The following is a 25,203-nucleotide window of genomic DNA, read 5'->3' on the forward strand; positions in this document are numbered from 1 at the left end:
AATTTCATGTCTTTGGCCATAGCGTCAGGGCATCCGATTGACAACGAAAGACCACCCATGCGTGCGCCAGACCGATTTGAATTCACGACCCAAGCATCGCACCAACGCGAAGGAATGTTGATTGCGTCAAAGGCGTTGATGAAAGGGCAGAACGCGCTGGTCAGCGCGATTCTTACAATTTCTATAGCGGTTTTATGCGGTTTGGGCGGCATGGCATTGGTAACTTTTGTTGCCTCCATGTTCGATTTTAGTCCGGCGTGGTGGGTTCTGCTGGGCTGGTTCGCGGGCGGTGGTTTGTACCTCGCCAGTTTTCAGATTTTATATTCGCAAATGGCACATGTCATCAGCCAACGCGCCCTGCACCATGCCCCACAAGCGATCACATTCGACGAAATGGGCCTGACCTACGAAGCAACGCCAGCCCGCTGGACGACCCCATGGTCAATGATCGATGCCATCCACGAAACAAAGCAGACCATCACAATCAGCGTCTCTGGTATCGCGTTCACTTTACCGAAAAACGCCGTCGGTGATGAAGGCGCAGTGACCCGTCTGATCACAGATCTAAAGGCGCAGATCGAAGATGCGTGAACCAGTCGGCATCATTCTTGCGGGCGGGCGCGGCACACGTATGGGCGGCGTACCAAAGGGCGACCTGACCCTAGCAGGGCGGCGTCTGTTGGACCTGAGTGCCGATCGATTAGAACCACAGGTCGGTGCCATTGCCGTAAATTCCAACGATCCCATTGCCGCCAGTTTTCCGGTGATTGCGGATACCGTGAACGGGCATCTTGGCCCGCTGGCTGGCGTCTTGGCTGGGTTGGGCTGGGCGCGATCCCATGATCACACACACGTTGTCACCGTCGCCGTCGACACGCCTTTTTTCCCGTGTGATCTGGTGCCACAGCTGTTGATGGCAGGGAATGGCACACTTGCCATTGCGGCGACATCTGATGGGGAGCACGGAACCTTCGGGCTTTGGCCAACCACGCTGCACGATCCCCTGATGGCGTTCCTTGAGGGCGGCGGCCGCAAGGTGCGCGCCTTTACCGAGGCCCACAACGCCACCATCGCTATGTTTCCTGACACAACGCCCGCGCCATTTTTCAACATCAATACTCCCGATGATCTGGCACAGGCGGCGGCATGGATGTGACCTATGACACCATCGTTACAGTTGATTGGTCCGGCGGTGTGCAGAAATCCGTAAGGCCCAGCGCTGATGCCATCTGGGTAAGCGTTAAACGGAACGGTCAGCACCTCGACCCGCAGTATTTTCGCAGCAGGCAAATAGTTGAACCGTGGCTTGAGGACTTGATCGAACAAGAACTAGCAGCGGGGCGGCGTCTGTTCATCGGCTTTGATTTTGCATTCGGGTATCCGAAGGGGTTCGGCGCGGCACTAACTGGGGCGAACGACCCATTGGCGGTTTGGTCCTGGTTCGAAGACCGCGTGCAAGACGCACCAAGATCAAACAACCGCTTTGACGTGGCCAGCGACATAAATCGTCAATTGGGCGGGTGCGGTCCGTTTTGGGGGTGCCCGAAATCCGCCGCGACGCCGTATTTATCAACCCATAAATCTGACCGCGACACGACGCCCTTTCCCGAAAAACGCAAAGTCGAAGAACGGGCGTCCGGGGCATTCACTGTCTGGCAACTGGCCTATCCCGGCGCGGTTGGAAGCCAGGTTTTTATGGGCCTGCCCGTGTTGGAACGATTGCGCAGAAAATTCCATGACCAGATCGCTGTTTGGCCGTTTGAACCGCTTGATCGCCCCGTGTCATTTGTTGAGGTTTGGCCCTCATTGTTCAATGACATCATCACGCCGCGCCTGGCGGATCATCCGATCAAAGACGCCGTTCAAATGCATGTCTTGACCGAACTGATCGCCGGAATGTCCAGCGTGGACCTTGGCCGCGCGTTGAAGGTCCCACGCACGTCCGAGGGGTGGATATTCGGAGTCACACCGTGAAGATCGAGCATGGGTTTCACGAAGAAGAACGCAGGGCGGTCGCCGCACTTTATTGGGCGGTATTCGGACCAAAACTCAACGCCGTTATGGGACCCATGGATCGGGGCCTTGCCTTTGTCGAAGATGTATTGGACCCGTCCCACGCGCTGTGCGCCCGCGATGATGATGGCCAGTTGTTGGGCGTGGCCGGGTTCAAGACCTATGAAGGGGCACTGGTTGGCGGCACCGCGCGCGACATGGCAAACCACTACGGTTGGATATCAAGCCTGTGGCGCATGGGCCTGATCTCGCTCCTTGAACGGGATACGGAAAACAAACGATTTCTGATGGACGGAATATTCGTCAGCGAACATGCGCGCGGCAAAGGGGTCGGAACGGCCCTGCTGAACGCCATTTGCGACGAGGCACGCACCCGTGGCTATGTCGAGGTTCGCCTAGACGTGATAGACAGCAACCCACGGGCGCGCGCGCTTTATGATCGAGAGGGATTTATCGCGACGGACACACATCACCTCGGACTACTGCGGCATATTTTCGGATTTCAAAGCGCAACGACTATGATCAAACGAATCTAGTCGAATGCGCCCGTAACACGGCCCAACAACATAAACGCACGGCTTGTGCGCGTCTCAGCCAAAGCGGCAATGTCTTCGTCACTTGCCTCGGCCTCAAATACAACAAGCATCTGGTCGTACTTGCGCAAAAAGTGGTGCGCTGCATCGCGAAAAATCGCATCTTCGCGCATCCGGCCAGACGTCAACGCAAGCGAAGACCGATCCCGCACACCACCAAGGCTGGCAACGGTTTTCCCGCGCTCACCATGGGCGAACCGGCGCCATATTTCAGCACGGGCGCGGTCCGGGCGCAGGTCATCCATGTAAATTCCGTCTTGGCTCATCAAAGTCAGCACATCTTGGCTGGCTTGGATCAACTGCTTGGCGGTCCGGTCTTTCAATGCGCGGCGCAGGGCGGCAAAGCCGACCTCATCCGTATCGGTGTCGGGAAAGTTCAGCGCGCGCACGAGGTCCGGTTTCGAAATCGGTGGCGTGATGTCTTCGGCTGTGGTGCCCAGCGCAAGGCTGGGTTGATCATCGCCCTTGGGTGCAGGGGCGGGTGTGATCTGCGTTTTTTGTGCGGGGCGGGACGTAGCGAAGGTTGCCAGTGCGGTTTCCGTTTTTTGCGTTGCGCGGGCAATTTCATTCAGCTTGCGTTCAACGGTTGGTTCAATCCCTGTGCCACGCGATTGGCGGTCTGCGACATACGTTTGACGCATGGCATCAATGGCGGCCTGCAACCGCTGACTTTCTTCCCGCACGATCTTGGCAGACCGCGCCGCCATCGCCGCGATCCAGACCATCGCGATAGGTAGAAAAATCGCCATCAGTGTCATGACGAAGCGCATTGAATCTACCGTTGCGGCACCTTCGCCGTCGCCCGGCAAGACGAGAAAGAACAGCGCAACACCGACCAACCAAATGAGGCTGATCACGATCGCAATCACTTCGATCACCGTGACGCGAACACCTTGTGGCTGCGCCCCTGCACGGAGCGGTACATCTGCTTTGTTTGGACGATCCGCCATTGGGACAGAGACCTTATTTGAAAACGATTGTCAGGACTTCGTAGGATTTAACACCGCCAGGCGTGCGCACCTCTACGCTGTCGCCTTCCTCTTTACCAATCAGTGCACGCGCAATCGGCGACTTCATGTTCAAACGGCCGTTTTCGATGTCGGCCTCGTATTCACCGACAATCTGATAGGTCGTTTCTTTGTCGGTATCTTCATCCACCAACGTCACATGTGCGCCAAATTTGATCGCACCACTTAGCTTGCTGACGTCGATCACATCCGCGAGCGAAATAACCCCTTCGAGTTCTTTGACACGTCCCTCAATGAAGGACTGCTTTTCCTTGGCGGAATGATATTCGGCATTCTCGGACAGATCACCGTGTTCGCGTGCATCAGAAATGGCACGAATGATCGTGGGGCGTTCGACGGACTTCAGATGTTTCAGTTCAGCATCCAGTTTATCAAATCCGGCACGTGTCAGCGGTATCTTTTCCATTAAACGCAATCCCTAGAGGGTCAATAATTCAAGTGCACATGCATAACCCGCCCGCGCCCGCCGCCTCAAGGGCGATCACACGCTTACCGCCTTTAATTTTGGGCCTGCCGGCAAACGAATGCTCACAGACGCGACGTTTCGGGCGTGTTTGCGCAATTTTATGTCGCGGCGAGATTGCCCAGCGCATCCGTTCCCTATATCGAACGATAGACACTTATTTATCTAGCCGCAGGGAGGCCCGACATGGCCGAAATTGAACGCGAATCCATGGAATATGACGTCGTTATCGTTGGTGCAGGCCCCGCAGGACTGTCTGCCGCGATCCGGCTGAAGCAATTGGATGCAGACCTGAACGTCGTGGTCCTCGAAAAAGGATCAGAGGTCGGCGCGCATGTCCTGTCCGGCGCTGTTCTTGACCCTGCTGGCCTGAACAAATTGATCCCCGACTGGAAAGCCAAAGGCGCGCCACTGAACACGCCCGTCACCAAAGACAATTTTTATATGTTGGGCGAAGCAGGCAAAATCCGCATCCCGAATTTCCCGATGCCACCGCTGATGAACAACCACGGCAACTACATCGTATCCATGGGCAACGTATGCCGATGGATGGCGGAACAGGCCGAAGAACTGGGCGTTGAAATCTTCCCCGGAATGTCGTGTTCCGAACTGGTTTTTGGTGACAATGGCGAAGTCAAAGGCGTGGTCGCGGGTGTGTTCGGCCTTGAGGCGGATGGCACCATCGGCCCAGACACTGAACCGGGGATGGAGCTTCACGGCAAATACGTGTTCTTGTCCGAGGGCGTGCGCGGATCATTGTCCAAAGAAGTCATCGCGAAATACGGCCTTGCCAAAGATGCCGACGTGCAAAAATACGGTCTCGGCATGAAAGAAATCTGGGAAATTGACCCCGCTAAGCACAGTGAAGGAACCGTTACGCACACGATGGGCTGGCCGCTCGGGTCAAACGCAGGTGGCGGATCGTTCATCTATCACCTTGAGAACAATCAAGTTTATGTCGGCTTTGTGGTTCATCTGAACTACAAGAACCCGCACCTGTTCCCCTACATGGAATTCCAGCGTTTCAAGCATCACCCGATGGTTGCTGACCTTTTGGAAGGCGGCAAACGCATCGCGTATGGCGCGCGCGCTATCAATGAAGGTGGCTACCAGTCGATGCCCAAAATGGTCGCGCCCGGCGTGGCGTTGCTTGGGTGTAGTGTGGGAATGGTCAATGTTCCGCGCATCAAGGGCAACCATAACGCCATGTTGTCCGGCATCGCTGCCGCTGAGGCCGCACATGCCGCCATTGGTGCAGGGCGCGCATCCGATGAGCTGACGGATTACGAAACCGAGGTTCGCGCAGGCGACATTGGCCAAGACCTCAAGAAAGTGCGCAACGTCAAACCCATGTGGTCCAAGCGCGGGTTGCTCGCATCGCTGACTTTGGGCGGCCTTGATATGTGGACAAACACCTTCGGCTTTTCTTTCTTTGGCACAATGAAGCACGGCAAGAACGATGCCGACGCGACCGAAAAGGCGAGCAAGCACAAGCCGATCGATTATCCAAAACCTGACGGCAAACTGTCCTTTGATCGCCTGACCAACGTGGCGTTTTCGTTCACCAACCACGAAGAAAGCCAGCCAGCACACCTGAAGCTGTCGGATGCATCGATCCCGGTGAATGTGAACTTGGCAGAATACGCAGGCCCGTCAGCGCGCTACTGCCCGGCAGGTGTTTACGAATTTGTCGGTGACGGCGCGGACAAGAAATTTCAGATCAATTTCCAGAACTGTGTCCACTGCAAAACCTGCGACATCAAAGATCCGTCCCAGAACATCACGTGGACAGTGCCCCAGGGTGGCGACGGGCCAAACTACCCCAACATGTAAATCCGCTGGATTAAACGAACAGGGCCTCGCATCGCGGGGCCCTGTTTACATCGAATTCACCGCGACATACCGCCCACCCGCAGAATTGTTATTTGCACGAAGGAATCGTGGCCCCTAGGCTGATTGGAACGCAAAAGAACCGGAGCCCGCTTTGACATCACGCTTGACCTTCGCCCTTACCGCAGCAGCCCTGTGTTTCGCGACGCCTGTCGTCGCTGATTTGAATTCGGGTGCTTACCTCGCCGCGCGGCAAGCAGGAATACAGGGCGACTACACAGCCGCCGCCAGCTATTTCCGAAGTGCCTTGCTTGCAGATCCCGGCAACCTGCCATTGATGGAACAGACGATTACGGCGTTTGTTGGCACCGGTCAGATGGAATCCGCCGTCGGTGTTACGCGCCCGTTTCATGCCGCAGGGGGCGACAGTCAAATATCCAATATCGCGATGATGGCGGTTGCCGCACGTAGCGGGAACTGGGATGCGATTTTTGATATGCTTGAGGCCGGTTACGAAGTCGGCCCCCTTATTGACGGTCTTGCGCAGGGCTGGGCCTATGTCGGCAAAGGTGAAATGGAACGCGCCCTGATGAGCTTTGACGAAGTCATCGACACACCAGGCCTGCGCACATTTGGACAACAGCACAAAGCGCTCGCATTGACGATGAACGGCGATCTGAGTGCGGCAAATGAAATTTACGAACTGGCGCCCAATGTTGGCGTGCCGCCTACGCGGGCCTCAGTTATCGCGCATCTGCAAATCCTATGCCAATTGGGCAAATTCGATAAGGCGCTCGGCATTGTGACACGTGCGTTCGGCCCGGCCAATGACCCTGAAATCGCCGCCCTTCGAAATGCGATTGAGGCCGGTGAAACGCCCCCACTTGACCGTGCGGTCACAACCCCTGCGCACGGCATTGCCTACGCGTTCAAAGGCCTGTCCGATATCCTTCAGGGGGAAGCAAACGAAAGCTATCTGCTGCTATATGCGCAGGCCGCGCGCTATATCGCGCCACAAGATGCGGACGCCCAGATTGCCACCGCACGGCTGATGAATGCGCTTGGCCAACATAACGAAGCGGCCCAAACCTTTGCGCAAGTTGCTACATCAGACACTGCGTTTCACACCGCTGAAATTGGTCGTGCCGAGGCGCTCCGCCTTGCGGGACGGTTTGAGAAATCAATTGAGGTTCTCAGTCAACTCACGCGCAGCCATCCCGATATCCCGCAATCCTTTGCAGCGCTCGGGGACATTCACCGTCAGCAAGAAAACTACGCCGATGCGCGCACGGCCTATGACGCGGCACTTTCGGGCTATCCCGAAAGCGCGCAAATCCGGTGGTGGCTTTTGTATTCACGCGGGATGGTGAACGAACGCCTTGATGAATGGCCGGCCTCAGAAGCCGATTTTCGCGCTGCGTTAGAACTGAACCCCGACAATCCGTCGGTCCTGAACTACCTTGGTTATTCTATGGTCGATCGTGGGCTTACAGAACATTACGACGAGGCACTGGTGATGATTGAAACGGCTGTGGCCGCACGGCCCGACAGTGGCGCAATCGTCGACAGCCTTGCGTGGGTTTACTACAAACTAGGCCGCTACCAAGACGCGATTGGCCCGATGGAACGCGCCGCAGAGCTGGAACCAAATGACCCGATCATTTCCGACCACTTGGGTGATGTATACTGGATGGTTGGCCGCGAGACAGAGGCCCGATTCCAATGGCGCCGCGCGCTGTCATTTGAACCCGAGGAGGCAGAGGCCACCCGCATCCGCCGAAAACTCAACATCGGGTTGGATGCAGTCTATGCTGAGGATGGCGAAACGCCCGCCGCCGCAGTAGAAGTGGCGAATGACGATATCTGACACGACCATTCACCAGAAAGCACCTGCCAAAATCAACCTGACCCTCCATTTAACGGGCCTACGTGATGATGGTTATCACCTTCTTGAATCGCTTGTCGTCTTCACGGAATTTGGGGACACGTTGACGGTTGATCAGGCTGTAGATCTGAAACTGATCGTGGATGGGCAGTTTGCCGATGGCGTGCCGACGGATGACCGCAACCTTGTCCTTAAGGCCGCAAATTTGCTTCGCAGCCAGCGGAATGTGGCGGCAGGCGCAACGATACATTTGACAAAGAACCTCCCCCATGGGGCGGGTATTGGCGGCGGGTCAAGCGATGCGGCCGCCGCCCTAACCGCATTGGCAAAGCTTTGGGGTGTGGCCCCCTTATCCCCACATGACGCACTGACGCTTGGGGCGGATGTGCCCGTATGCCTTTGTGCGCCCCATGCAACGGTGATGCGGGGCATCGGCGAAAACCTGTCGCGCGCGCCCTATAATCCCGAAGGCTGGCTGGTACTGGTCAATCCGAATGTCGTTGTTCCGACAAGCACGGTATTCGCCCTCCATGATCGGTTGTATGATTTCACGCCCGCATCCCTCGACCCCATGGACCACGTCAATGACGCCGCAAGTTTTGAAGCCTGGCTTCTTGGCCAGCGCAATGACCTGACAAAAGTCGCGAGCGAACCAAGCATCGCGCCCGTAATTCAGGACGTGCTGAATGCCCTGCGACCACATGCCGTGGATTGTGATATGTCGGGATCAGGCAGCACCTGTTGGGGGCTGTTTCACACAGAAGACGCTGCCAAAGCCTGCGCCGAGCACATTGCACACGGCAATTCCGGTTGGTGGGTACGGGCCAGTCGTATTCTGGCCTAAGCGTTCTTAACGGACCCGCGCGACCACGTAGTCGGCCAGATCAATCAACATCCCCTTGATTGGATGTTCTGGCAACGGGGCCAAGGCCGCCTTTGCCTTTTCCGTCCAGGAAATCGCTTCGATCTTGGTTGCTTCAAGCGTCTTGTGCTTATCCAAAATCGAAAGAGCCGTTTCCAAATCGCCGTCGTCCTGTTTGCCCTTTTCAATGGTGCGCACCCAGAACGCCCGTTCCGTATCATCCGCCAAAGCAACTGCCTTGATCACCGGAAGCGTCAGTTTGCGTTCGCGAAAATCATCACCGATGTTCTTACCGGTCGCGTCTGTTCCTGCGTAGTCGAGTAAGTCATCAACGATCTGAAAACCGACACCCAGCGCATCGCCATAATCATAAAGCGCACGGATCATCGCGGCGTCACGACCAGCGATCACGCCGCCGACTTCCATTGCCGCAGAAAACAAAGCCGCTGTTTTCCCGCGCACAACTTGCAAATAAATTTCTTCGGTCGTGGCCAGATCGCGGGCGGCTGTCAGCTGCAACACCTCCCCCTCTGCAATCGTGGCCGACGCATTGGACAAGATGCGCAACACGTCCAAGCTGCCCGTTTCCGTCATCAACTGAAACGAACGTGCAAACAGATAATCCCCGACCAGAACCGAACTGGTGTTGTCCCACAACAGGTTTGCCGTGGGCCGCCCTCGGCGCTGTTCGCTTTCGTCTACAACATCATCATGCAGCAACGTCGCCGTATGTATAAATTCGACCGTCGCGGCCAGATGCACGTGAAAAGGGCCATCGTAGCCACACAACTTTGCCGCTGCCAACGTCAGCATCGGGCGCAGACGTTTGCCCCCGGCCTCGACCAGATGGGCTGTCACTTCGGGTATACGGGGCGCATGCTTTGACGCCATTCTTTCACGGATGAGCGTATTCACGCCGTCCATTTCCACCGCCAATGCAGCAGCCAAACGGTCGTGGGGTTTTTGCGCGGCGTGGTCCAGGCTCATCACATCGTCCTTACTCGACAAAGGCACGCAATGCGGCCTACATCTGGGGTATGAAAGAACTCTTGCGCACCAACGACATCACAGTCATCGCCTTCGCCAAGGCCCTTCTTCAAGGCGAGGATATAGAGGTGTTCGAGTTGGACGTAAATATGAGCATCCTAGACGGATCCTTGGGCATATTGCCACGCCGCCTGATGGTGCGCCGTCAGGATCATTTTCTGGCGACGTCGGTGATGAAAGCCAACGACATCGATCTTGGCTTTTGAGCACGACCACACATGATGCGTTTCTTGGTGGCCAACTGACGCTTGAACAACCCGCTAAGGGATATCGCGCTGGCGTCGATCCGGTTTTATTGGCGGCCAGCGTTCAGGCAGATCCGGGGCAATCCGTGCTGGAACTGGGCTGTGGCGTAGGCGCCGCGATGTTGTGCCTTGCACGCCGCATTCCGCAGCTGTCGTTATACGGGGTCGAAATTCAGCCCGAATACGCCGACCTGTGCCGCAAAAACGCTGCGGCCAACGGAATTAACGCAACGGTTTGGTCCGCTGATCTGCGCGCCCTCCCCAATGAGCTGACCGCGCTGACGTTTGACCATGTTATCGCCAATCCCCCTTATTTTGATCGCGCGTCAGGCAATGCCAGCCCACTTACGGACCGCGACATTGCCTTTGCCGGTGCGACATCGATGACCGACTGGATCGACACCGCGACGCGACGCCTGAAACCCAAGGGCCGGCTTTCGTTGATACACAAGGCAGACCGATTACCGGATATTTTGCGGGCAATGGATTCCCGGTTGGGGTCCGTGGCGGTCTACCCGATCACGGGTAGAACTGGCCGAACAGCAGACCGGATTATCGTGCGCGCCCGAAAGGGGGGGCGCACCCCGTTCAAGCTCCACGCGCCAATTCCATTGCATGATGGACCGCAACATGTAGCCGATCGCGAAGACTACCGCGCCGAAATTGCGGATATTCTGCGACGCGGTCTAGAATTTAAGCTGCCGGATTAAGAATTTTGCAATCTTTTGGCGGTGTCCTGATCATGCTGGGTCTTTGCTGCTGTGCGGCGTGACAGACGCAGTCTTTTGTGGTCAGCTTAACAGACCAGCAATGTAGTTATGGAGGAACCCTATGAGCTTGACGTCCCACCTGCAGGAACTGAAGAAAAAACACGAAAAACTGTCGAATGCCGTCGAAGTCGCCCAACGCAGTCCGAGCGTTGACGGGCTAGAGGTATCACGCCTCAAGAAAGAAAAACTCCACCTGAAAGAAGAAATCACACGCCTTTCGGCCAGTTGATTTCAAACAGGTGCTGGCGTTATCGCGCCAGCGCCTACGTGCTCGGTGGGACAAGCGTCCGCCCTGCTTCGAATGCCTCAGACGCTTGAATTTCCTCAAGAACCCACGCCCGAAACGCCGCAACATGTGGGCGATTTTCTGTGCCTTTCGGGCAAATGAATCTAAATTGCGCCTCGGTCAGAAGACCTATGTTGAAGGGCGCAATCAGTCGGCCCTGCTCAAGCGCGCGCGTCGCGAGGGACACGCGGCCCAAGACCACCCCCGCACCTGAAATCGCTGCGTCCAACGCGTGATCCGCTTGGCTAAACCGCAGGCCCGAAGACGTGTCAAACTCAACATTCGCAGCGCGGCACCATGCGGGCCAGTCCGTTGGTTGTTTAAAAAATGCTATAGATTCGTCATGGATCAGCGGCGATTGAGACAGTTTTTCTAAGGAACCGAACTGTTCGGCCAAGTCCGGCGTCATCATCGGGGTCATCCATTCACGGATCAGTGGTTCTGAATAAACATCACCATCCTGGCCCAATCCAAACCGGATCGCGACGTCGACAGCATCGCGATCGAAATCGATCAACCTCAATGATGCGGAAAATCGAAGCTCGATTTCTGGGTGGGCCTGTGCGAATTCATATAATCGCGGGGCCAGCCATTTGGATGTGAACGCTGGGCCTGCTGTCACCGTCAAGGTGCTGTTATCACTTAACCTTTGGGTATTCCGCCACGCCGCAGACAGCGCTGCGAAGCCGTCAGAAACACCCGGAGACAACATGCGACCTGCCTCAGTCAACTCAACCGCACGGTTCAAACGGTGAAAAACTGGCTCACCCAAATGCGTTTCAAGCGACTTGATTTGGAACGACAATGCTGCGGGGGTCACGTTCAGCTCTGCGGCTGCTTGCGCGAAAGAAAGGTGGCGCGCAGCGGCCTCAAAGGCACGAAGGGCGGTAAGTGGGGGAAGACGATCAGCCATCTCACATAAGTATAACTTAACTGAATAGATGAAAAGTCTCGTTTGTGCGAAGGTTCGGAAAAGACCATCTTGGGTGCAGGACATGAAACAAACCAAAAGGACCAATCAGATGTTTGAAGCTACCACAAACGCCCGCACCCGTGACGCCATCCGCACTGCACACGCCGAACGCGGTGCTATTCTGCGCGGGCTGTTCCGCCGTAAATGATCGCTCCGGCGGGCTTAGATCGCTGATCCGTTCCGCCGAACGACATGGGCCATTCCCACGCGAAATGGCCCATTTTAGTTTCTTTTCACCAAACGCTCAGGCTCCAATTCAATGGCGTCCGTTGCGTTCAATGCAGGGCGGGGTTGCAGAACTGCGGGTGTCGCCCAGCGCGGGTGCCCTCTACATTAACCCAATGGGAGGAGACCACGCACACCTCAGGAGTGGCCCATGTATAATGTACCAACGCAAAACGAACTGAACAAAATTATCGCCCAAGCCCACGCCCAACGCGCCGGAGCCTTTGGCCGCATGATCAAATCCCTGTTCCGCCGCTAAGCCGGATCAAAATGCAAAAAGGGCCGAGGAAAACCTCGGCCCTTTTGTATGTCTAGCGCTTGGATTTAGACGAAGAACTGCGCACCGTTGGCAGAAATCGTCGACCCGTTGATGAAACCAGAATCGTCAGAGGCGAGGAAGGCAACACATCGTGCGATTTCTTCCGGCTCCCCCAAACGGCCTGCTGGAATCTGCGGGATGATCACATCATTCAAAACCTTTTCAGGGATCGCACGGACCATTTCGGTGCCGATGTAACCGGGGCAAACAGCATTTGCCGTGATGCCTGCGCGCGCGCCTTCTTGGGCAAGCGATTTCACGATGCCCAGATCGCCGGATTTAGTCGCAGCGTAGTTAACTTGCGCGAACTGGCCCTTTTGTCCGTTGATCGACGAAATCACGATCACGCGGCCAAACTTGCGTTCGCGCATACCGGGCCAAACCGGGTGCACCGTGTTGAACACGCCGGTGAGGTTCGTGTCGATGACTTCGTTCCACTGCTCGGGCGTCATTTTATGGAAAGGTGCGTCGCGGGTGATGCCAGCGTTGGCAACGACAACTTCGATTGGGCCTAGGTCGGCCTCAACCTGTTCAATACCTGCTTTGGACGACGCATAGTCAGCGACGTTCCATTTGTAGGTTTTGATGCCTGTCGCTTCAGTGAATTTTGCAGCGGCTTCGTCGTTGCCCGCGTATGTGGCCGCAACAGTATAACCGTCAGCCTTTAGTTTCTTTGAGATAGCTTCGCCGATACCGCGCGAGCCGCCTGTCACGAGTGCAACACGTCCCATAATCTGATCCTCCAAGGAATTGTAGTTCGGTAATGATGTTATCCGGAAGAAATCTTCGACGCAATAATATTACGCCGAAGATTTCAGTGTTTACGGACGCTCAACACACAATGCGACGCCCATACCGCCACCAATGCACAATGTGGCGAGGCCTTTCTTTGCACCGCGGCGCTTCATCTCGAACAACAGGGTGTTGAGAACGCGGCAGCCGGATGCGCCGATCGGGTGGCCAATCGCAATTGCGCCGCCGTTGACGTTCACGATTGCCGGATCCCAGCCCATGTCTTTGTTCACGGCACAGGCTTGCGCAGCAAAGGCTTCGTTGGCTTCCACAAGGTCAAGATCATCCACAGACCAACCTGCTTTATCGAGAGCTTTGCGCGAGGCATAGATCGGACCAACGCCCATAATGGAAGGGTCCAAACCGGCCGTCGCGTAAGACGCGATGCGCGCAAGTGGTTCGATCCCACGCTTTTCAGCCTCGTCCGCGGACATCAGCAACGTTGCCGCCGCGCCATCGTTCAGGCCGGATGCGTTGGCTGCTGTTACGGTGCCGTCTTTGGTGAACGCGGGGCGCATTTTAGCCATGGCTTCGATAGTTGCGCCGTGGCGGATGTATTCATCCGCGTCAGTGATGATATCGCCTTTGCGGGTCGAAACGGTGAACGGCACGATTTCATCTGCGAACTTGCCCGCCTTTTGTGCGGCTTCGGCTTTGTTCTGGGACGCGACTGCGAATTCATCCTGCATATCGCGGGAAATCTGCCATTGCTCTGCCACGTTTTCCGCCGTTTGGCCCATGTGGTACTGGTTGAACGCATCCCACAGGCCGTCCTTGATCATGGTGTCGATCAGTTTCATGTCGCCCATTTTCTGGCCCGCACGCATGGATTGGGCGTGGGGGGACATTGTCATGTTTTCTTGACCGCCCGCAGCCACAATGGACGCATCGCCCAACATGATGTGCTGTGCGCCCAGCGCAACGGCGCGAAGGCCGGACCCGCACACTTGGTTCAGGGACCATGCGGCTGCGTCTTTTGACAGGCCCGCGTTCATGTGCGCCTGACGGGCGGGGTTCTGGCCCTGCGCCGCGGTCAGAACCTGACCAAGGATTGTTTCAGACACATCGGCTGGATCGATGCCCGCGCGTGCGACAACTTCGGCCAGAACGGCTGCACCGAGGTCATGGGCGGGTGTGTTGGCAAATGCGCCACCAAAGCTACCGACGGCCGTACGGGCAGCGGATGCGATTACTACGTTGGTCATGGAGTGAGTCCTCTCTTGTTCCGACATGATCGGCGGAGTTCAAGAGAGCCCGAAACGCACGAGGTTGGCAACAGAGCCCTCAGCCGCCGTTGCTCTTTGTCTTATGACGTCAGGGAAACAACCGCAATGCTGTGCGACTGCGCCAATTGCCCGTCTGGGACATTGCTGTGATGCCGTTAGCGCCTAAACTGTGAACTTCGGGACCCCGAAGTGATATCCCTGCACGCAGTCCGCCCCGATCGAGATTAGAAAATCAGCCTCCTCTTGGGATTCGACACCCTCGGCCACGGCGAACATTTCAAATTGATGTGCCACAGTGATGAGAGCTTCGGCCAAGACCTGATTGTCGGGATCATTGTGGATATTGCGAATAAAGTGGCTGTCGACCTTCACCAGATCAAAAAAGAAGTCTTTGAGGTGCCGGAAAGCCGTCATGCCCGCTCCGAAATCATCCAGTGCAAAAGCCAAGCCATAGGGCTGCATTTCTTCCATGAATCTGATCACAACTTCCGGAAGTTGCATCGCGCTGGATTCTCCGATTTCAAGAATTAGGCGATCCACATGCATGGACCGGCTTTCCAATTCACGGTCCAACACCCGGCGCCAGGCCGCGTCCCCTAAAGAGCGCGCAGACACATTCACCGACAAACGCAGATCGCGGTTATGTTCCAACAGACCAAATGCCAAACGCAGACTGGCGGCATCAATGTCACGCCCCAATCCGGTTTCTTCAATCTGACCCATGAACTGTCGGGCCGGAATGATACGACCCGTTTCATCCATGACGCGGATCAGGCATTCATGGAACGCGATCGGGTAGTGGTCTTGTGTTGCGCAGACGGGCTGCATGGCCAGCTTACAATTATCGGTCGCAAGTGCGGTGCGCACCATCGACAACACATCCTTATCGCGTACGCTGACCGCATACTCCAACGGGTCACGCGGCGTCTGGTCATCCCACGCGTCTGTCGGTTTCATCATTGCCATTCCCACATCCCTTCGCCCGCGACATTGCACGACGGCCTTTAAGGGCTGGTAAAGAGACCGGATTTGAACTCAATTGGACGTATAATTCGAGAGGGACACAATGTCAGAACGCTGTGGCTGGGCCGGCCTGGAACCCATTTATACGGACTATCACGACGCTGAATGGGGCGTGCCCGAATGGGACAGCCGCGCGTTATGGGAAAAGCTGATTCTAGACGGATTTCAGGCAGGACTAAGCTGGATCACAATCCTTAAGAAACGGGACAATTTCCGCGCTGCTTTTGAAGGGTTTGACCCCGCCGTGATCGCCACCTGGGGGGACGCCGACGTTGAACGTTTGCTTCAAAACGAAGGCATCATTCGCCACCGCGGCAAAATCCAAGCGACCATCGGGAACGCACAAGCCTACCTCGAGATCGAAGATTTCTCTGCTTACTGCTGGAACTGGGTTGGCGGCGCACCGATGCAGACAAATTTTAAGACGTTGGATGAGGTTCCCCCATCTACCGATCTGTCAGCGGCGTTTTCTAAGGACTTGAAAAAACGCGGATTCAAGTTCTGCGGACCAACGATTGTCTATGCGTGGATGGAAGCCTGCGGTCTGGTGAACGATCACCTCACGACATGCCCACAACACGCCAGCTGCGCCGCACTTACCAACGCTTAAGCGCGTCTTCGTCTTCGGTCTTTGACGCAACCCAATCGGCCCCGTCGCGCGTGACTTCGCGCTTCCAGAACGGCGCGCGGGACTTGAGGTAGTCCATCAAAAATTCAGCCGCTTCGAACGCATCTTTGCGGTGACATGATGCCGTGGCGACCATCATGATCATCTCCTCTGCCTCAAGCACGCCGAACCGATGGACAATGAGGGCGCCTGCCAAATCCCAACGTTGCATCGCCTCAGCGCGGATCGCGCCCAGCGCCTTTTCAGTCATGCCGGGGTAATGTTCGATCTCCATCGATGTCAGACCGCCGGACACATCACGCACCAAACCGGTAAAGCTCACAACCGCGCCAGCGCCCGCAACGGATGCCGTAAAGGTATTCAATTCACCGCCCGGATCGAACGGCATGGCCTGCACGCGGATCATTCAGCCACCCGTCATAGGTGGGAAAAATGCGACTTCGCGAACACCCTTCAGCGACGCATCAAATTCTGACAATTCTTGGTCCAGCGCCACGCGCAGCGCGGACGTATCGGCAAACGCCATATCATAGCGGGCCTCGCGGGCGCGCAACTCGTTGATTAGGTCACTAACGGTTGCCGCAGATGTCTCAACTTCTTCGCGCGGCAGCCCGATACGTTCACGCACCCATGCGAAATATAAAATCTGCATCAGTCTTCCTTCAAATGCGGGGCCGCTTTGCGCAGGTAGTCTGCGCCGGTGATCACGGTCAACGCCATGGCAATCCAAAGCAAAGTAATTCCGACCCACCACGAATAGGTCATGCCGGTCAGTTTCCAGCGGACGCCGCCCTCATCGGAGATACTGCCTCCCATTATGGCGTCAAACGTCGCTTGATCCAGCCCCTCGATCGCCATGTTGAAATAGGTCTCGAACGCGCCGGTTGAAAACAGCACCGCGATGGCCGTCATCTGGGCCGCCGTTTTCCATTTGGCCAAAGGCGTGACCTTCAACGTGCCTGCTGTATCACCCAGAAATTCACGTAAACCAGATACGAATGTTTCCCGAAACATGATCAACGTGGCAGGAATCAAAATCCACGGGTCCATCCCTGAAAATCCGCAGATCACCAGCAGCGCGATCACCACCATTGCCTTATCGGCAATCGGGTCCAGCATCGCGCCAAACTTGGTCTGCTGGTTCCATGCCCGCGCAAGATAGCCATCGATCCAATCCGTGGTCGCCGCAATAACAAACAGCACCAACGCAAACCAATCCGCCCAAGGCCGCGCGAAATACAAAAACATGATCGCAACGCCGGGCGCCGCAAGAAGACGCAACAGCGTCAGGATATTGGGAATGTTCCAAGTCATAAGTCTATCTACTCCCATTCAAATTCACGCGCCACTCCCTGATTCCCCGTCTGAGCTTCATAAATATTCTAGGGGGAGTCCGCAGGACGGGGGGACTAGTCCCCCTTTTGTCGGATTTGCGCAGCAAATTCGAACCAGACGTTAGCCCTTCTCGTTAAAGTAGCCATAAATCGTTTCCGCCATATTGGCCGAAATGCCATCCACCGCTTTCAAATCCGCCAAGGCAGCACGCCCAACCGCTTTGGCTGATCCAAAGTGCTGCAACAACGCCCGTTTGCGCGTGGCGCCCACGCCCGGCACATCATCAAGCGGCGTCGCACCAATCGCCTTGGATCGTTTGGCGCGGTGCGTCCCGATCGCGAAACGGTGCGCCTCATCGCGCATGCGCTGCACAAAATAAAGGACCGGATCATTGCGCTGCAACGCCATGACCGGCTTGCCCGTGCGGTGGAATTCTTCTTTGCCGTGATCGCGATCAAGGCCTTTGGCAACGCCAACCATTGGCACGTCGCCTACACCCAATTCTGTCATGATTTCACGCACAGCACTGACTTGCCCCGCACCGCCGTCGATTAACAACAAGCCGGGCCAAGTGCCCAATTCACGATCAGGATCTTCTTTCAGCAGCCGTTTGAAACGGCGCGTCAGGACCTCTTTCATCATGCCGAAATCATCACCCGGCGTCAGGTCATCGCCCTTGATATTGAATTTACGGTATTGGTTTTTGTCGAACCCTTCGGGCCCCGCAACGATCATCGCACCAACGGCAAACGCGCCCTGAATGTGAGAGTTATCATACACTTCGACCCGTTGGGGCACATTCGTAAGATCGAAAGCCTCTTTGAGGCCGCGCAGCAACCGCCCTTGCGTGGCGGTTTCAGACATCTTGCGGCCCAGACTTTCGCGGGCGTTCCGTGCCGCGCCTGAAACCAGCTCTGCCTTTTCGCCGCGCTGTGGCACGAGGATTTCAACCTTACGGCCCGCCTTTTCTGACAGCGCTTCCACAACAAGATCTTCATCGTCTAGCCCGTGGGACAGCAGCAACATCCGGGGCGGTTCACGATCCCCGTAGAACTGACCAACGAAAGCCTGCATCACCTCGGTCGCGTCTTCATCACCCGACACGCGCGGGTAGTAATCGCGGTTACCCCAGTTTTGGTTCGCGCGGATAAAGAACACCTGCACACAGGCCTGCCCACCATCGCGGTGCAGCGCGATCACGTCGGCCTCTGTTACGCCGCGCGGATTGATGCCTTGCGCGGTTTGAACTTGGGTCAACGCCTTGATGCGGTCACGCAGGGCAGCGGCCTTTTCGAATTCCATATCCTCTGACGCTTGGTTCATCCGCGCAGCAAGTGTCGATTGCATTTCCGTCGACTTGCCTGTCAAAAACCGTTCCGCGTCCTTCACCAGCTGTTTGTAATCATCTTGCGCGATCTTACCAACGCAAGGTGCGGCACAACGCTTGATCTGGTGTTGCAAACACGGGCGCGTGCGGCTGTCATATTCACTGTCGCTGCAATTGCGCAAAAGGAACGCACGTTGCAACGTGTTCAGCGTGCGGTTCACTGCCCCGGCACTGGCGAAGGGGCCAAAGTACGTACCCTTTTTCTTTTTTGCACCACGATGCTTTTCAATGCGCGGGAAATCGTGATCACCGGAAATCAGGATATTCGGGAATGATTTGTCGTCGCGCAGCAGTACGTTGTACTTAGGTTTGAGCTGTTTGATCAGGTTTTGTTCAAGCAGCAACGCCTCCGTTTCGGTGTTCGTCGTCAGAAACATCATCGACGCGGTGTGGCTGATCATTGTCGCGATGCGGGCGGAATGGCCGGATGGTCGTGCGTAATTACTGACACGGTTCTTTAGGCTGCGCGCCTTGCCCACGTACAAAACGCGGCTTTCGGAATCGAGCATCCTGTACACCCCTGGCGACCCATCGAGCGTGCGCAGATAGCCTTGGATCACCTCATGTCCGGTACTGATACTGTTCGGTTCTGTGCCCATGTGCCTAACCTATGATTCCCAGCCCCCGCTGCAATGGCAAAGACCCCTAATCAAGAGGAAACATACCCCCGTTTCCTGTGGATAACCTCGTGGGCAAAACCACTGGAGTCGCAAAATATCTTTGTTTTCTTAATACTTCACTGGACTGCCTAATTTTTAAGCACAACTGTAGTGAATTGATTTTTATGGATATTTTTTAGACCGTTTGGCAAGTAATTGAATTTGTTAAGGAAAAATAAATAATTCTTAACGTCACCCTAGGGCAGTGCACAACTTCACCTGATACAAAATCGTCAGAGTCATTCAACGCCAAGAACGTCGGGTGTCTGCCATCCCAGATGCTGCCCACCATCAACGCACAAAAGTTGCCCTGTGACGGCTGGCGCATCTAGAAAATATCCTAATGCTGCGGTGATGTCAGACGGGTTAGCACCACGTTTCAAAACGGTATTGTCGCGCTGGCGGTCAAAATGATCTTGCGATTGACGTGCACCACGAAGGGTCGGACCGGGCCCAATGGCATTCACGCGCACGTGCGGTGCTAGGCCTTGGGCTGCCGTTTGCGTGAACGCCCACAGCCCCATTTTGGCAATTGTATAGGTCATAAATTCGGGTGTGAGTTTGCGGACCCTCTGATCAATCATATTAACCACAAGGGACGACGCGACAGGTTCGTCAGCGTCATCTAGCGTAGCATCAGGAGCTTGCGCCGCCAACGCCTGCGTCAACACAAATGGCGCCCGCAGGTTGGATCCGATGTGGCGGTCCCAACTGGTTTTCGTGGCGGTTTGAACAGTGTCATATTCAAAAATTGAGGCGTTGTTCACCAGTACTGTCACAGGCTGCCCCAATTGGCGCACCGCAGTCGGCAGTAAATCTTGTGTCTCTGTTTCGTCCAGCAAATCCGCCTGAAGCGCGATTGACCCGTTACCGCATTGTGCGGCGACGGCTTCGGCCGCGGCTTTGTTTGAATTATAATGCACCGCGACAGCATAGCCACGCGACGCAAGATACAAGGCCATCGCCTTTCCGAGCCGCGCCGCACCGCCTGTCACCAGCGCAGCAGGCATCACAGCACCACAAACAGATAAGCGATGTAGAGCGCGGACAGGATGACGCCCCAAATCTTCGTAAGGTCCATTTTCAGGAATACGAATGGGATCAATAGCAGTGACGCGCCCAGCATCACCCAGAAATCAAACGCAAAGAACGTTTCATTTACAGGGATTGTGCCCACAAGGGACGCAACGCCGATAATGCCAAGAAGGTTGAACAGGTTTGATCCGATGACGCTTCCTAACACAACGTCCGCCTGTTTGCGCAAAGCCGCCATGACAGTCGTCGCGAGTTCCGGGAGGGACGTGCCGATGGCAACCAACGTCAGACCGATCACCGCATCAGAAATACCGTAGTCACGTGCGATGTTAGACGCCCCGTCAACCAACAGGTTCGCGCCCCAAGGAAGGCCAATCAGACCAAGCACAAGGAACAGAATGATTTTGGCCCAAGGCAAGTCAGGGTCAGCGCCCTCAAGATCCTCGAGGTCGTCCTCAACCTCCATCCCGGCTTTGCGGTGTCGGTTTGCCGCAACCGCAGCATGGATCAACATCGCAGCAAGGGCGGCGAGCAGGATGATACCCGACATCCAATCAAACTGGCCGCGATAGGCCAGAGCGATAAACAGAAATGTCGCGGCAATCATCTGCAGGTAGCTCGCCCGCGTGTCACAGCCGCTGGTGTGCATCACCGCGATCAATGCGGGCACACCAAGAACAAGCAGTACATTGGCGGTGTTGGACCCAACGACATTACCAAGCGCAAGATCCGGAACACCGTCCCAAATCGCCTGAATTGAGATCAGCAATTCAGGCGCCGAGGTGCCGAATGCAACGATGGTCAACGAAACGATCAGCGCAGGCACACCAAGGCGCAAGGACAGATTCACCGCCCCTTTCACAAGGCTATCACCCGCCAGCAACAGCAAGACCAGGCCAAGAATCGTATAAACCCAGTCGGTCACTGGACCTGCAGGCAATGACAGCCAATCGGGCATTTATTTCCGTTCCTTACAGTCGCATTTCTTGCCGAATGTGAATTTTCCACACCGGCGGCATTTCGCATCCGTGATCCGCTTTATACCTGGTACGGTCAGTTTACCGAACATCGCCAAGACGGCCATACCAACCAGAAATAAAGAAACTATTTTGAAGATCATTTACAGGCCAAATCGCGCATAGGCGGCGCGTTCTTCAATGCCCGTCACCGCGTCGTCGATGATCTGCGCGCCGAAACGACCAAGGATCGATTTCTTTTGGCCGAAACGCCGGAATTTCACCTTTTCACCAAAACGGGTTTTCATTGTCGGAACCATGTGGCCAATATGATCAGCGAGGCCGACATCTATCGATTTCTGGCCAACCCATATTTCACCGGTAAACAGATCCTTATTCGACAGTTTCCCGTTGCGGCGTGCGGCCACGTGATCTTTGAACAGCACATGAATATCATCCAGCAGCCCCTTAAGGCGCTTCACATCTGCGGGCTTTTCTTCCTGAAAAGGGTCCAGCATCGATTTGGATTTGCCAGCGGTATAAACACGCCGTTCTGCGCCGATTTTTTCTAATGTTCCCGTAAGCCCAAAGCCCGACGAAATCACCCCGATTGATCCAACGATGGACCCTGCGTCGATATAGATTTCATCCGCCGCCGTCGCGAGCCAATATCCCCCCGACGCAGCGACATCTTCGACGAACGCATAAACGGGGATTTCTTTTTCGTCCGCCAAACGTCTGATCCGCGACGCGATAAGCGACGATTGCACCGGCGACCCACCGGGAGAGCTGATTTCGAGCGCCACAGCGGTTGGTTTACTGCGGAATGCTTTTTCAATGCTATCGGCAAGTCCGCAATCATTCAGCGCGCGGCCCGAAGACGCAATCGCACCTTGCAGGCGGATGACGGCAACAGTCGGGTCTGATTTCAGAAAGGGGATCCAGCGTTTCATGACAATCATTTAGGCCGCGACAGGTGGGTAGACAAGGCCACCATCATTGACGGATGCGCCAACCGGTGCGGAATATCCACGCGATGACGGCCAGACAGATGCCCGTGAACACTGTGATCGCAAAAAGGCTTAGGCCTATGGACACGTCTGCGGTGCCGAAGAACGACCAGCGAAAGCCCGAAATCAGATACACAACGGGGTTAAACATCGTGATTGTCTGCCAGATCGGCGGAAGCATCGAAACCGAATAGAACGAGCCCCCGAGGAATACGAGGGGGGTGATAATCAGAAGGGGAATAAGTTGAAGCTGTTCAAAATTTCCCGCCCAGATACCGATAATGAACCCCAGCAGTGAAAAGCTAAGACACGTAAGCGTGAGGAATGCGATCATCGCCAGAGGGTGCTGGATGGTGAAATCAACAAACAGGAAAGATGTCGCAAGAATGACAATACCGATGAACATCGCCTTCGTTGCCGCCGCGCCGACGTAACCGACAGTGATTTCTAGAAAGCTGACTGGCGCAGAAAGCAGTTCGTAGATTGTCCCGATAAACTTCGGAAAGTAGATGCCGAAAGACGCGTTGGATGTTGCCTGTGTCATGACAGATAACATGATGAGGCCGGGGACAATGAACGCCCCGTACCCGACGCCTTCAACGCTTTCGATACGCGAGCCGATGGCCGTCCCGAAAACGACAAAATAGAGAGATGTGGAAATGACGGGGCTTATGAAGCTCTGCATCAGAGTTCGAAAGAACCGTGCCATTTCAAAAAGATAGATCGAACGGATTGCCTGGAGATTCATGCTGCATCCTCCCGTTGTGCGACGAGGGACACAAAAATTTCTTCGAGCGAAGACTGCCGCGTTTGCAAGTCGGTCATCTTCAACCCGGCCTTTTGTAGGTCAGCCAATAGCCCTGTGATACCAGTGCGGTCCGTCTTTGTGTCGTATGAATACAGCAAACCATCGCCTTCGATCACGAGATCATAGTCTTTTAAGACGTCTGGAATCGTCGTCACCGGCGTGGCTAAATCCACCTTCAGCGTCTTCTGCCCCATGCGCGTCATGAGATCGTCTTTGTTCTCGACCAAAAGAATTTCCCCCTTTGCGATTACGCCAATCCGGTCGGCAATCGCTTCGGCTTCTTCGATGTAGTGGGTGGTCAGGATGATCGTCACACCGTCTTTTTTCAGATCGGCCACCACATCCCACATGTCTTTACGCAGCTCTACATCAACACCGGCTGTGGGTTCATCCAAAAACAAAACCCGAGGTTCATGCGACAGTGCTTTGGCAATCAGAACACGGCGTTTCATTCCCCCAGACAGCTCCATAATTTTGGAATCTTTCTTGTCCCAAAGAGAGAGCGAGCGAAGCACCTTTTCGAGATATGCATCATTGGGAGCCTTACCGAACAGGCCACGGGAAAAACGAACTGTATTGATAACTTTTTCAAACGGTTCGAGGTTAATTTCCTGCGGAACGAGACCGACGAGATTGCGGGCGGCACGAAATTCCGTAACGTTATCATGCCCGCCAATGGTAACGGTCCCTTCAGTCGCGCGCGTGATGCCACAAATCGTTGAGATCAACGTTGTCTTCCCCGCACCGTTTGGCCCAAGCAGCGCGATGATTTCACCCTGTGCGATGCTTAAATCAACGTTCTTGAGGGCTTCGAACCCGCCGTCGTAACGCTTGGTCAGTCCGCAGACGTCGACAATGGTGGTCATGATTGTTTCCTTTGCTCCCCGAACGGGCATTTCACAGCGCTACAGTGCTTATGTGTGATGGTTCTTAATTTTTTCCAGACGCGCGAAAACTGTTTTTCTGTCAGACATAACCTGCATCAACATCGAACGCGCCAACGGGAAGATGACGGTATCATTTTCGGATATCGCGTAAAGGCGGGCAAGCATGTTGCGGTCCATATCACCTTTCTTGAGGGAATAAGACGCCAATCCAAATGCAATTTGCGGTGCGTCTTTCAAAGGTTCCGTTCGAAACGGCACATCGGGGCTTTGTCCTGATAAACGGCGTTCACTTTCATGAAGCTTGATCGAGTCAAACAGGATCGACAACCCCATCCCGAGAGCGCGCTGTTCCAAAGTTGCACCACATTCCCCGAACGTCGTGGCCGCCGATATTTTCCACCGCAGAGGAAGTTCCTTGGCGAGCCAACGACCGTGTTCCTTCCATAGCCGAAGAAAAAGCGACAACGCGTCGGGGGGCGGCGAATTACGGCGCAGAATTGCAATAAGCATGCCGTGAAGGCACAAGAGTTCGCTCTGACCCTGAAATTCTGTCTGAAACTGAAATCTCCGTAGATCGACCAGCGGTAAATCGGTTGCAACCACGTCCATCGGAGCAGGCGTGACCGTTTCTTTGACTACGTTCAAATCCACATCAACGGGTGGTAGGTATTTAGAAGGGGTGTCAAAGGGGCGTTTGGTCTTTTCCAAACGCCGCATCAGGGTGAAAAAGCCGCCTGAGTAAATTTCGTCTCCCAAATCCATCTCAAACCCCGATGATTTTTGCTACCATGTTGGACAGATATGATCTGTTTTGCCGCCCAGTTCAAAGCCTGAGTGAAACAGATGAAAAAACGCAAAAAATATCCACCAAGAACGGACATGTATTACGGTTCAGATCAGAAACAGCGCCGCCTTACC

At 55.3% G+C, this 25,203-nt stretch carries 28 protein-coding genes; 11 read left to right on the top strand and 17 right to left on the bottom strand.

Translation table 11 applies throughout. The annotated features are described in order from the left end of the window. Positions 1-57: 57 nt before the first annotated feature. Genes L0664_RS09045 through L0664_RS09060 form a run of 4 tightly spaced genes read left to right on the top strand, consistent with a single transcriptional unit; the run spans position 58 to position 2,549 of the window. Positions 58-591 (top strand): YcxB family protein, encoded by a 534-nt coding sequence (locus L0664_RS09045; protein WP_235225327.1) that lies wholly within the window; start codon positions 58-60, stop codon positions 589-591. Next, positions 584-1,156, top strand: coding sequence for a molybdenum cofactor guanylyltransferase MobA (mobA, locus tag L0664_RS09050; protein WP_235225330.1), 573 nt, complete (start codon positions 584-586; stop codon positions 1,154-1,156). Before L0664_RS09045 ends, mobA begins: the two co-directional genes overlap by 8 nt. Next, positions 1,147-1,974: a molybdopterin guanine dinucleotide synthesis gene (locus L0664_RS09055; RefSeq protein ID WP_235225332.1), complete on the top strand. Its 828-nt coding sequence runs from the start codon at positions 1,147-1,149 to the stop codon at positions 1,972-1,974. Before mobA ends, L0664_RS09055 begins: the two co-directional genes overlap by 10 nt. Next, positions 1,971-2,549, top strand: a complete 579-nt coding sequence (locus L0664_RS09060; protein WP_235225333.1) for a GNAT family N-acetyltransferase — start codon at positions 1,971-1,973, stop codon at positions 2,547-2,549. Before L0664_RS09055 ends, L0664_RS09060 begins: the two co-directional genes overlap by 4 nt. Here L0664_RS09060 and L0664_RS09065 read toward each other — a convergent pair. Both L0664_RS09065 and greA read right to left on the bottom strand, forming a co-directional pair. Next, a complete protein-coding gene (locus L0664_RS09065) occupies positions 2,546-3,556 on the bottom strand; it encodes a hypothetical protein (RefSeq protein ID WP_235225334.1) in 1,011 nt (336 codons plus the stop codon). The two genes, L0664_RS09060 and L0664_RS09065, sit on opposite strands and share 4 nt — an antisense overlap. 13 nt (positions 3,557-3,569) lie before the next feature. Next, entirely contained in the window at positions 3,570-4,040 is a 471-nt protein-coding gene (greA, locus tag L0664_RS09070; RefSeq protein ID WP_235225337.1) for a transcription elongation factor GreA, read from the bottom strand. A 243-nt stretch (positions 4,041-4,283) separates the two neighbouring features. On the opposite strand from greA, the gene L0664_RS09075 reads away from it, so the two are divergent. The 3 genes from L0664_RS09075 to L0664_RS09085 all read left to right on the top strand — a co-directional run bounded on the left by L0664_RS09075 (position 4,284) and on the right by L0664_RS09085 (position 8,656). Continuing rightward, positions 4,284-5,930, top strand: coding sequence for an electron transfer flavoprotein-ubiquinone oxidoreductase (locus L0664_RS09075; RefSeq protein WP_235225339.1), 1,647 nt, complete (start codon positions 4,284-4,286; stop codon positions 5,928-5,930). A 163-nt stretch (positions 5,931-6,093) separates the two neighbouring features. Then, complete coding sequence (locus L0664_RS09080) at positions 6,094-7,794, top strand: tetratricopeptide repeat protein (RefSeq protein WP_235225342.1); 1,701 nt, start codon at positions 6,094-6,096, stop codon at positions 7,792-7,794. Then, positions 7,781-8,656, top strand: coding sequence for a 4-(cytidine 5'-diphospho)-2-C-methyl-D-erythritol kinase (locus L0664_RS09085; protein WP_235225345.1), 876 nt, complete (start codon positions 7,781-7,783; stop codon positions 8,654-8,656). Before L0664_RS09080 ends, L0664_RS09085 begins: the two co-directional genes overlap by 14 nt. Positions 8,657-8,662: 6 nt before the next feature. Here L0664_RS09085 and L0664_RS09090 read toward each other — a convergent pair whose 3' ends face one another. Next, the gene (locus tag L0664_RS09090) at positions 8,663-9,661 is read right to left on the bottom strand and encodes a polyprenyl synthetase family protein (RefSeq protein WP_235225347.1); all 999 of its coding nucleotides are present in this window, start codon (positions 9,659-9,661) and stop codon (positions 8,663-8,665) included. Positions 9,662-9,711: 50 nt separating this feature from the next. On the opposite strand from L0664_RS09090, the gene L0664_RS09095 reads away from it, so the two are divergent. From L0664_RS09095 to L0664_RS09105, 3 genes are all read left to right on the top strand, one after another. Continuing rightward, entirely contained in the window at positions 9,712-9,927 is a 216-nt protein-coding gene (locus tag L0664_RS09095) for a putative signal transducing protein (RefSeq protein ID WP_235225349.1), read from the top strand. Next, a complete protein-coding gene (locus L0664_RS09100) occupies positions 9,924-10,676 on the top strand; it encodes a tRNA1(Val) (adenine(37)-N6)-methyltransferase (RefSeq protein WP_235225353.1) in 753 nt (250 codons plus the stop codon). Before L0664_RS09095 ends, L0664_RS09100 begins: the two co-directional genes overlap by 4 nt. 121 nt (positions 10,677-10,797) lie before the next feature. Then, positions 10,798-10,965, top strand: a complete 168-nt coding sequence (locus tag L0664_RS09105; protein ID WP_235225358.1) for a YdcH family protein — start codon at positions 10,798-10,800, stop codon at positions 10,963-10,965. Positions 10,966-10,999: 34 nt separating this feature from the next. Here the strand turns inward: L0664_RS09105 and L0664_RS09110 are convergent, their stop codons facing one another. From L0664_RS09110 to L0664_RS09125, 4 genes are all read right to left on the bottom strand, one after another. After that, positions 11,000-11,935 carry a transcriptional regulator GcvA gene (locus L0664_RS09110; RefSeq protein ID WP_235225360.1) on the bottom strand — a complete coding sequence of 312 codons (936 nt, stop codon included), beginning with the start codon at positions 11,933-11,935 and terminating at the stop codon, positions 11,000-11,002. A gap of 609 nt (positions 11,936-12,544) precedes the next feature. Further along, positions 12,545-13,270, bottom strand: a complete 726-nt coding sequence (phbB, locus tag L0664_RS09115) for an acetoacetyl-CoA reductase (RefSeq protein ID WP_235225364.1) — start codon at positions 13,268-13,270, stop codon at positions 12,545-12,547. 90 nt (positions 13,271-13,360) lie between these two features. Then, entirely contained in the window at positions 13,361-14,536 is a 1,176-nt protein-coding gene (locus L0664_RS09120) for an acetyl-CoA C-acetyltransferase (RefSeq protein ID WP_235225366.1), read from the bottom strand. Positions 14,537-14,719: 183 nt separating this feature from the next. After that, positions 14,720-15,523 carry an EAL domain-containing protein gene (locus tag L0664_RS09125; protein ID WP_235225371.1) on the bottom strand — a complete coding sequence of 268 codons (804 nt, stop codon included), beginning with the start codon at positions 15,521-15,523 and terminating at the stop codon, positions 14,720-14,722. 100 nt (positions 15,524-15,623) lie between these two features. On the opposite strand from L0664_RS09125, the gene L0664_RS09130 reads away from it, so the two are divergent. Further along, on the top strand, positions 15,624-16,190 hold the full coding sequence (locus L0664_RS09130) for a DNA-3-methyladenine glycosylase I (protein WP_235225380.1): 567 nt from the start codon (positions 15,624-15,626) through the stop codon (positions 16,188-16,190). On the opposite strand, the gene L0664_RS09135 is transcribed toward L0664_RS09130, so the two are convergent. The 10 genes from L0664_RS09135 to L0664_RS09180 form a co-directional block, all read right to left on the bottom strand. Further along, complete coding sequence (locus L0664_RS09135; protein WP_235225387.1) at positions 16,177-16,614, bottom strand: molybdenum cofactor biosynthesis protein MoaE; 438 nt, start codon at positions 16,612-16,614, stop codon at positions 16,177-16,179. The two genes, L0664_RS09130 and L0664_RS09135, sit on opposite strands and share 14 nt — an antisense overlap. Then, entirely contained in the window at positions 16,615-16,863 is a 249-nt protein-coding gene (gene moaD, locus L0664_RS09140; protein ID WP_235226166.1) for a molybdopterin converting factor subunit 1, read from the bottom strand. It abuts the gene before it with no gap. Next, positions 16,860-17,522: a CDP-diacylglycerol--glycerol-3-phosphate 3-phosphatidyltransferase gene (gene pgsA / locus L0664_RS09145; RefSeq protein WP_235225396.1), complete on the bottom strand. Its 663-nt coding sequence runs from the start codon at positions 17,520-17,522 to the stop codon at positions 16,860-16,862. Before pgsA ends, moaD begins: the two co-directional genes overlap by 4 nt. Positions 17,523-17,663: 141 nt before the next feature. After that, complete coding sequence (uvrC, locus tag L0664_RS09150) at positions 17,664-19,529, bottom strand: excinuclease ABC subunit UvrC (protein ID WP_235225409.1); 1,866 nt, start codon at positions 19,527-19,529, stop codon at positions 17,664-17,666. Positions 19,530-19,828: 299 nt separating this feature from the next. Beyond that, positions 19,829-20,599, bottom strand: a complete 771-nt coding sequence (locus L0664_RS09155) for an SDR family oxidoreductase (protein WP_235225412.1) — start codon at positions 20,597-20,599, stop codon at positions 19,829-19,831. Then, the gene (locus L0664_RS09160) at positions 20,599-21,582 is read right to left on the bottom strand and encodes a calcium/sodium antiporter (RefSeq protein ID WP_235225419.1); all 984 of its coding nucleotides are present in this window, start codon (positions 21,580-21,582) and stop codon (positions 20,599-20,601) included. Before L0664_RS09160 ends, L0664_RS09155 begins: the two co-directional genes overlap by 1 nt. Positions 21,583-21,744: 162 nt before the next feature. After that, positions 21,745-22,533 (bottom strand): S49 family peptidase, encoded by a 789-nt coding sequence (locus L0664_RS09165; RefSeq protein ID WP_235225422.1) that lies wholly within the window; start codon positions 22,531-22,533, stop codon positions 21,745-21,747. Between the two features lie 43 nt (positions 22,534-22,576). Beyond that, complete coding sequence (locus L0664_RS09170) at positions 22,577-23,338, bottom strand: ABC transporter permease (RefSeq protein WP_235225429.1); 762 nt, start codon at positions 23,336-23,338, stop codon at positions 22,577-22,579. Next, a complete protein-coding gene (locus L0664_RS09175; protein ID WP_235225434.1) occupies positions 23,335-24,264 on the bottom strand; it encodes an ABC transporter ATP-binding protein in 930 nt (309 codons plus the stop codon). Before L0664_RS09175 ends, L0664_RS09170 begins: the two co-directional genes overlap by 4 nt. Before the next feature lie 48 nt (positions 24,265-24,312). After that, positions 24,313-24,936: a hypothetical protein gene (locus tag L0664_RS09180; protein WP_235225437.1), complete on the bottom strand. Its 624-nt coding sequence runs from the start codon at positions 24,934-24,936 to the stop codon at positions 24,313-24,315. Between the last annotated feature and the right edge of the window lie 267 nt (positions 24,937-25,203).

It is taken from the genome of Octadecabacter dasysiphoniae, from assembly GCF_021532615.1.
GTDB classification, from domain to species: domain Bacteria; phylum Pseudomonadota; class Alphaproteobacteria; order Rhodobacterales; family Rhodobacteraceae; genus Octadecabacter; species Octadecabacter dasysiphoniae.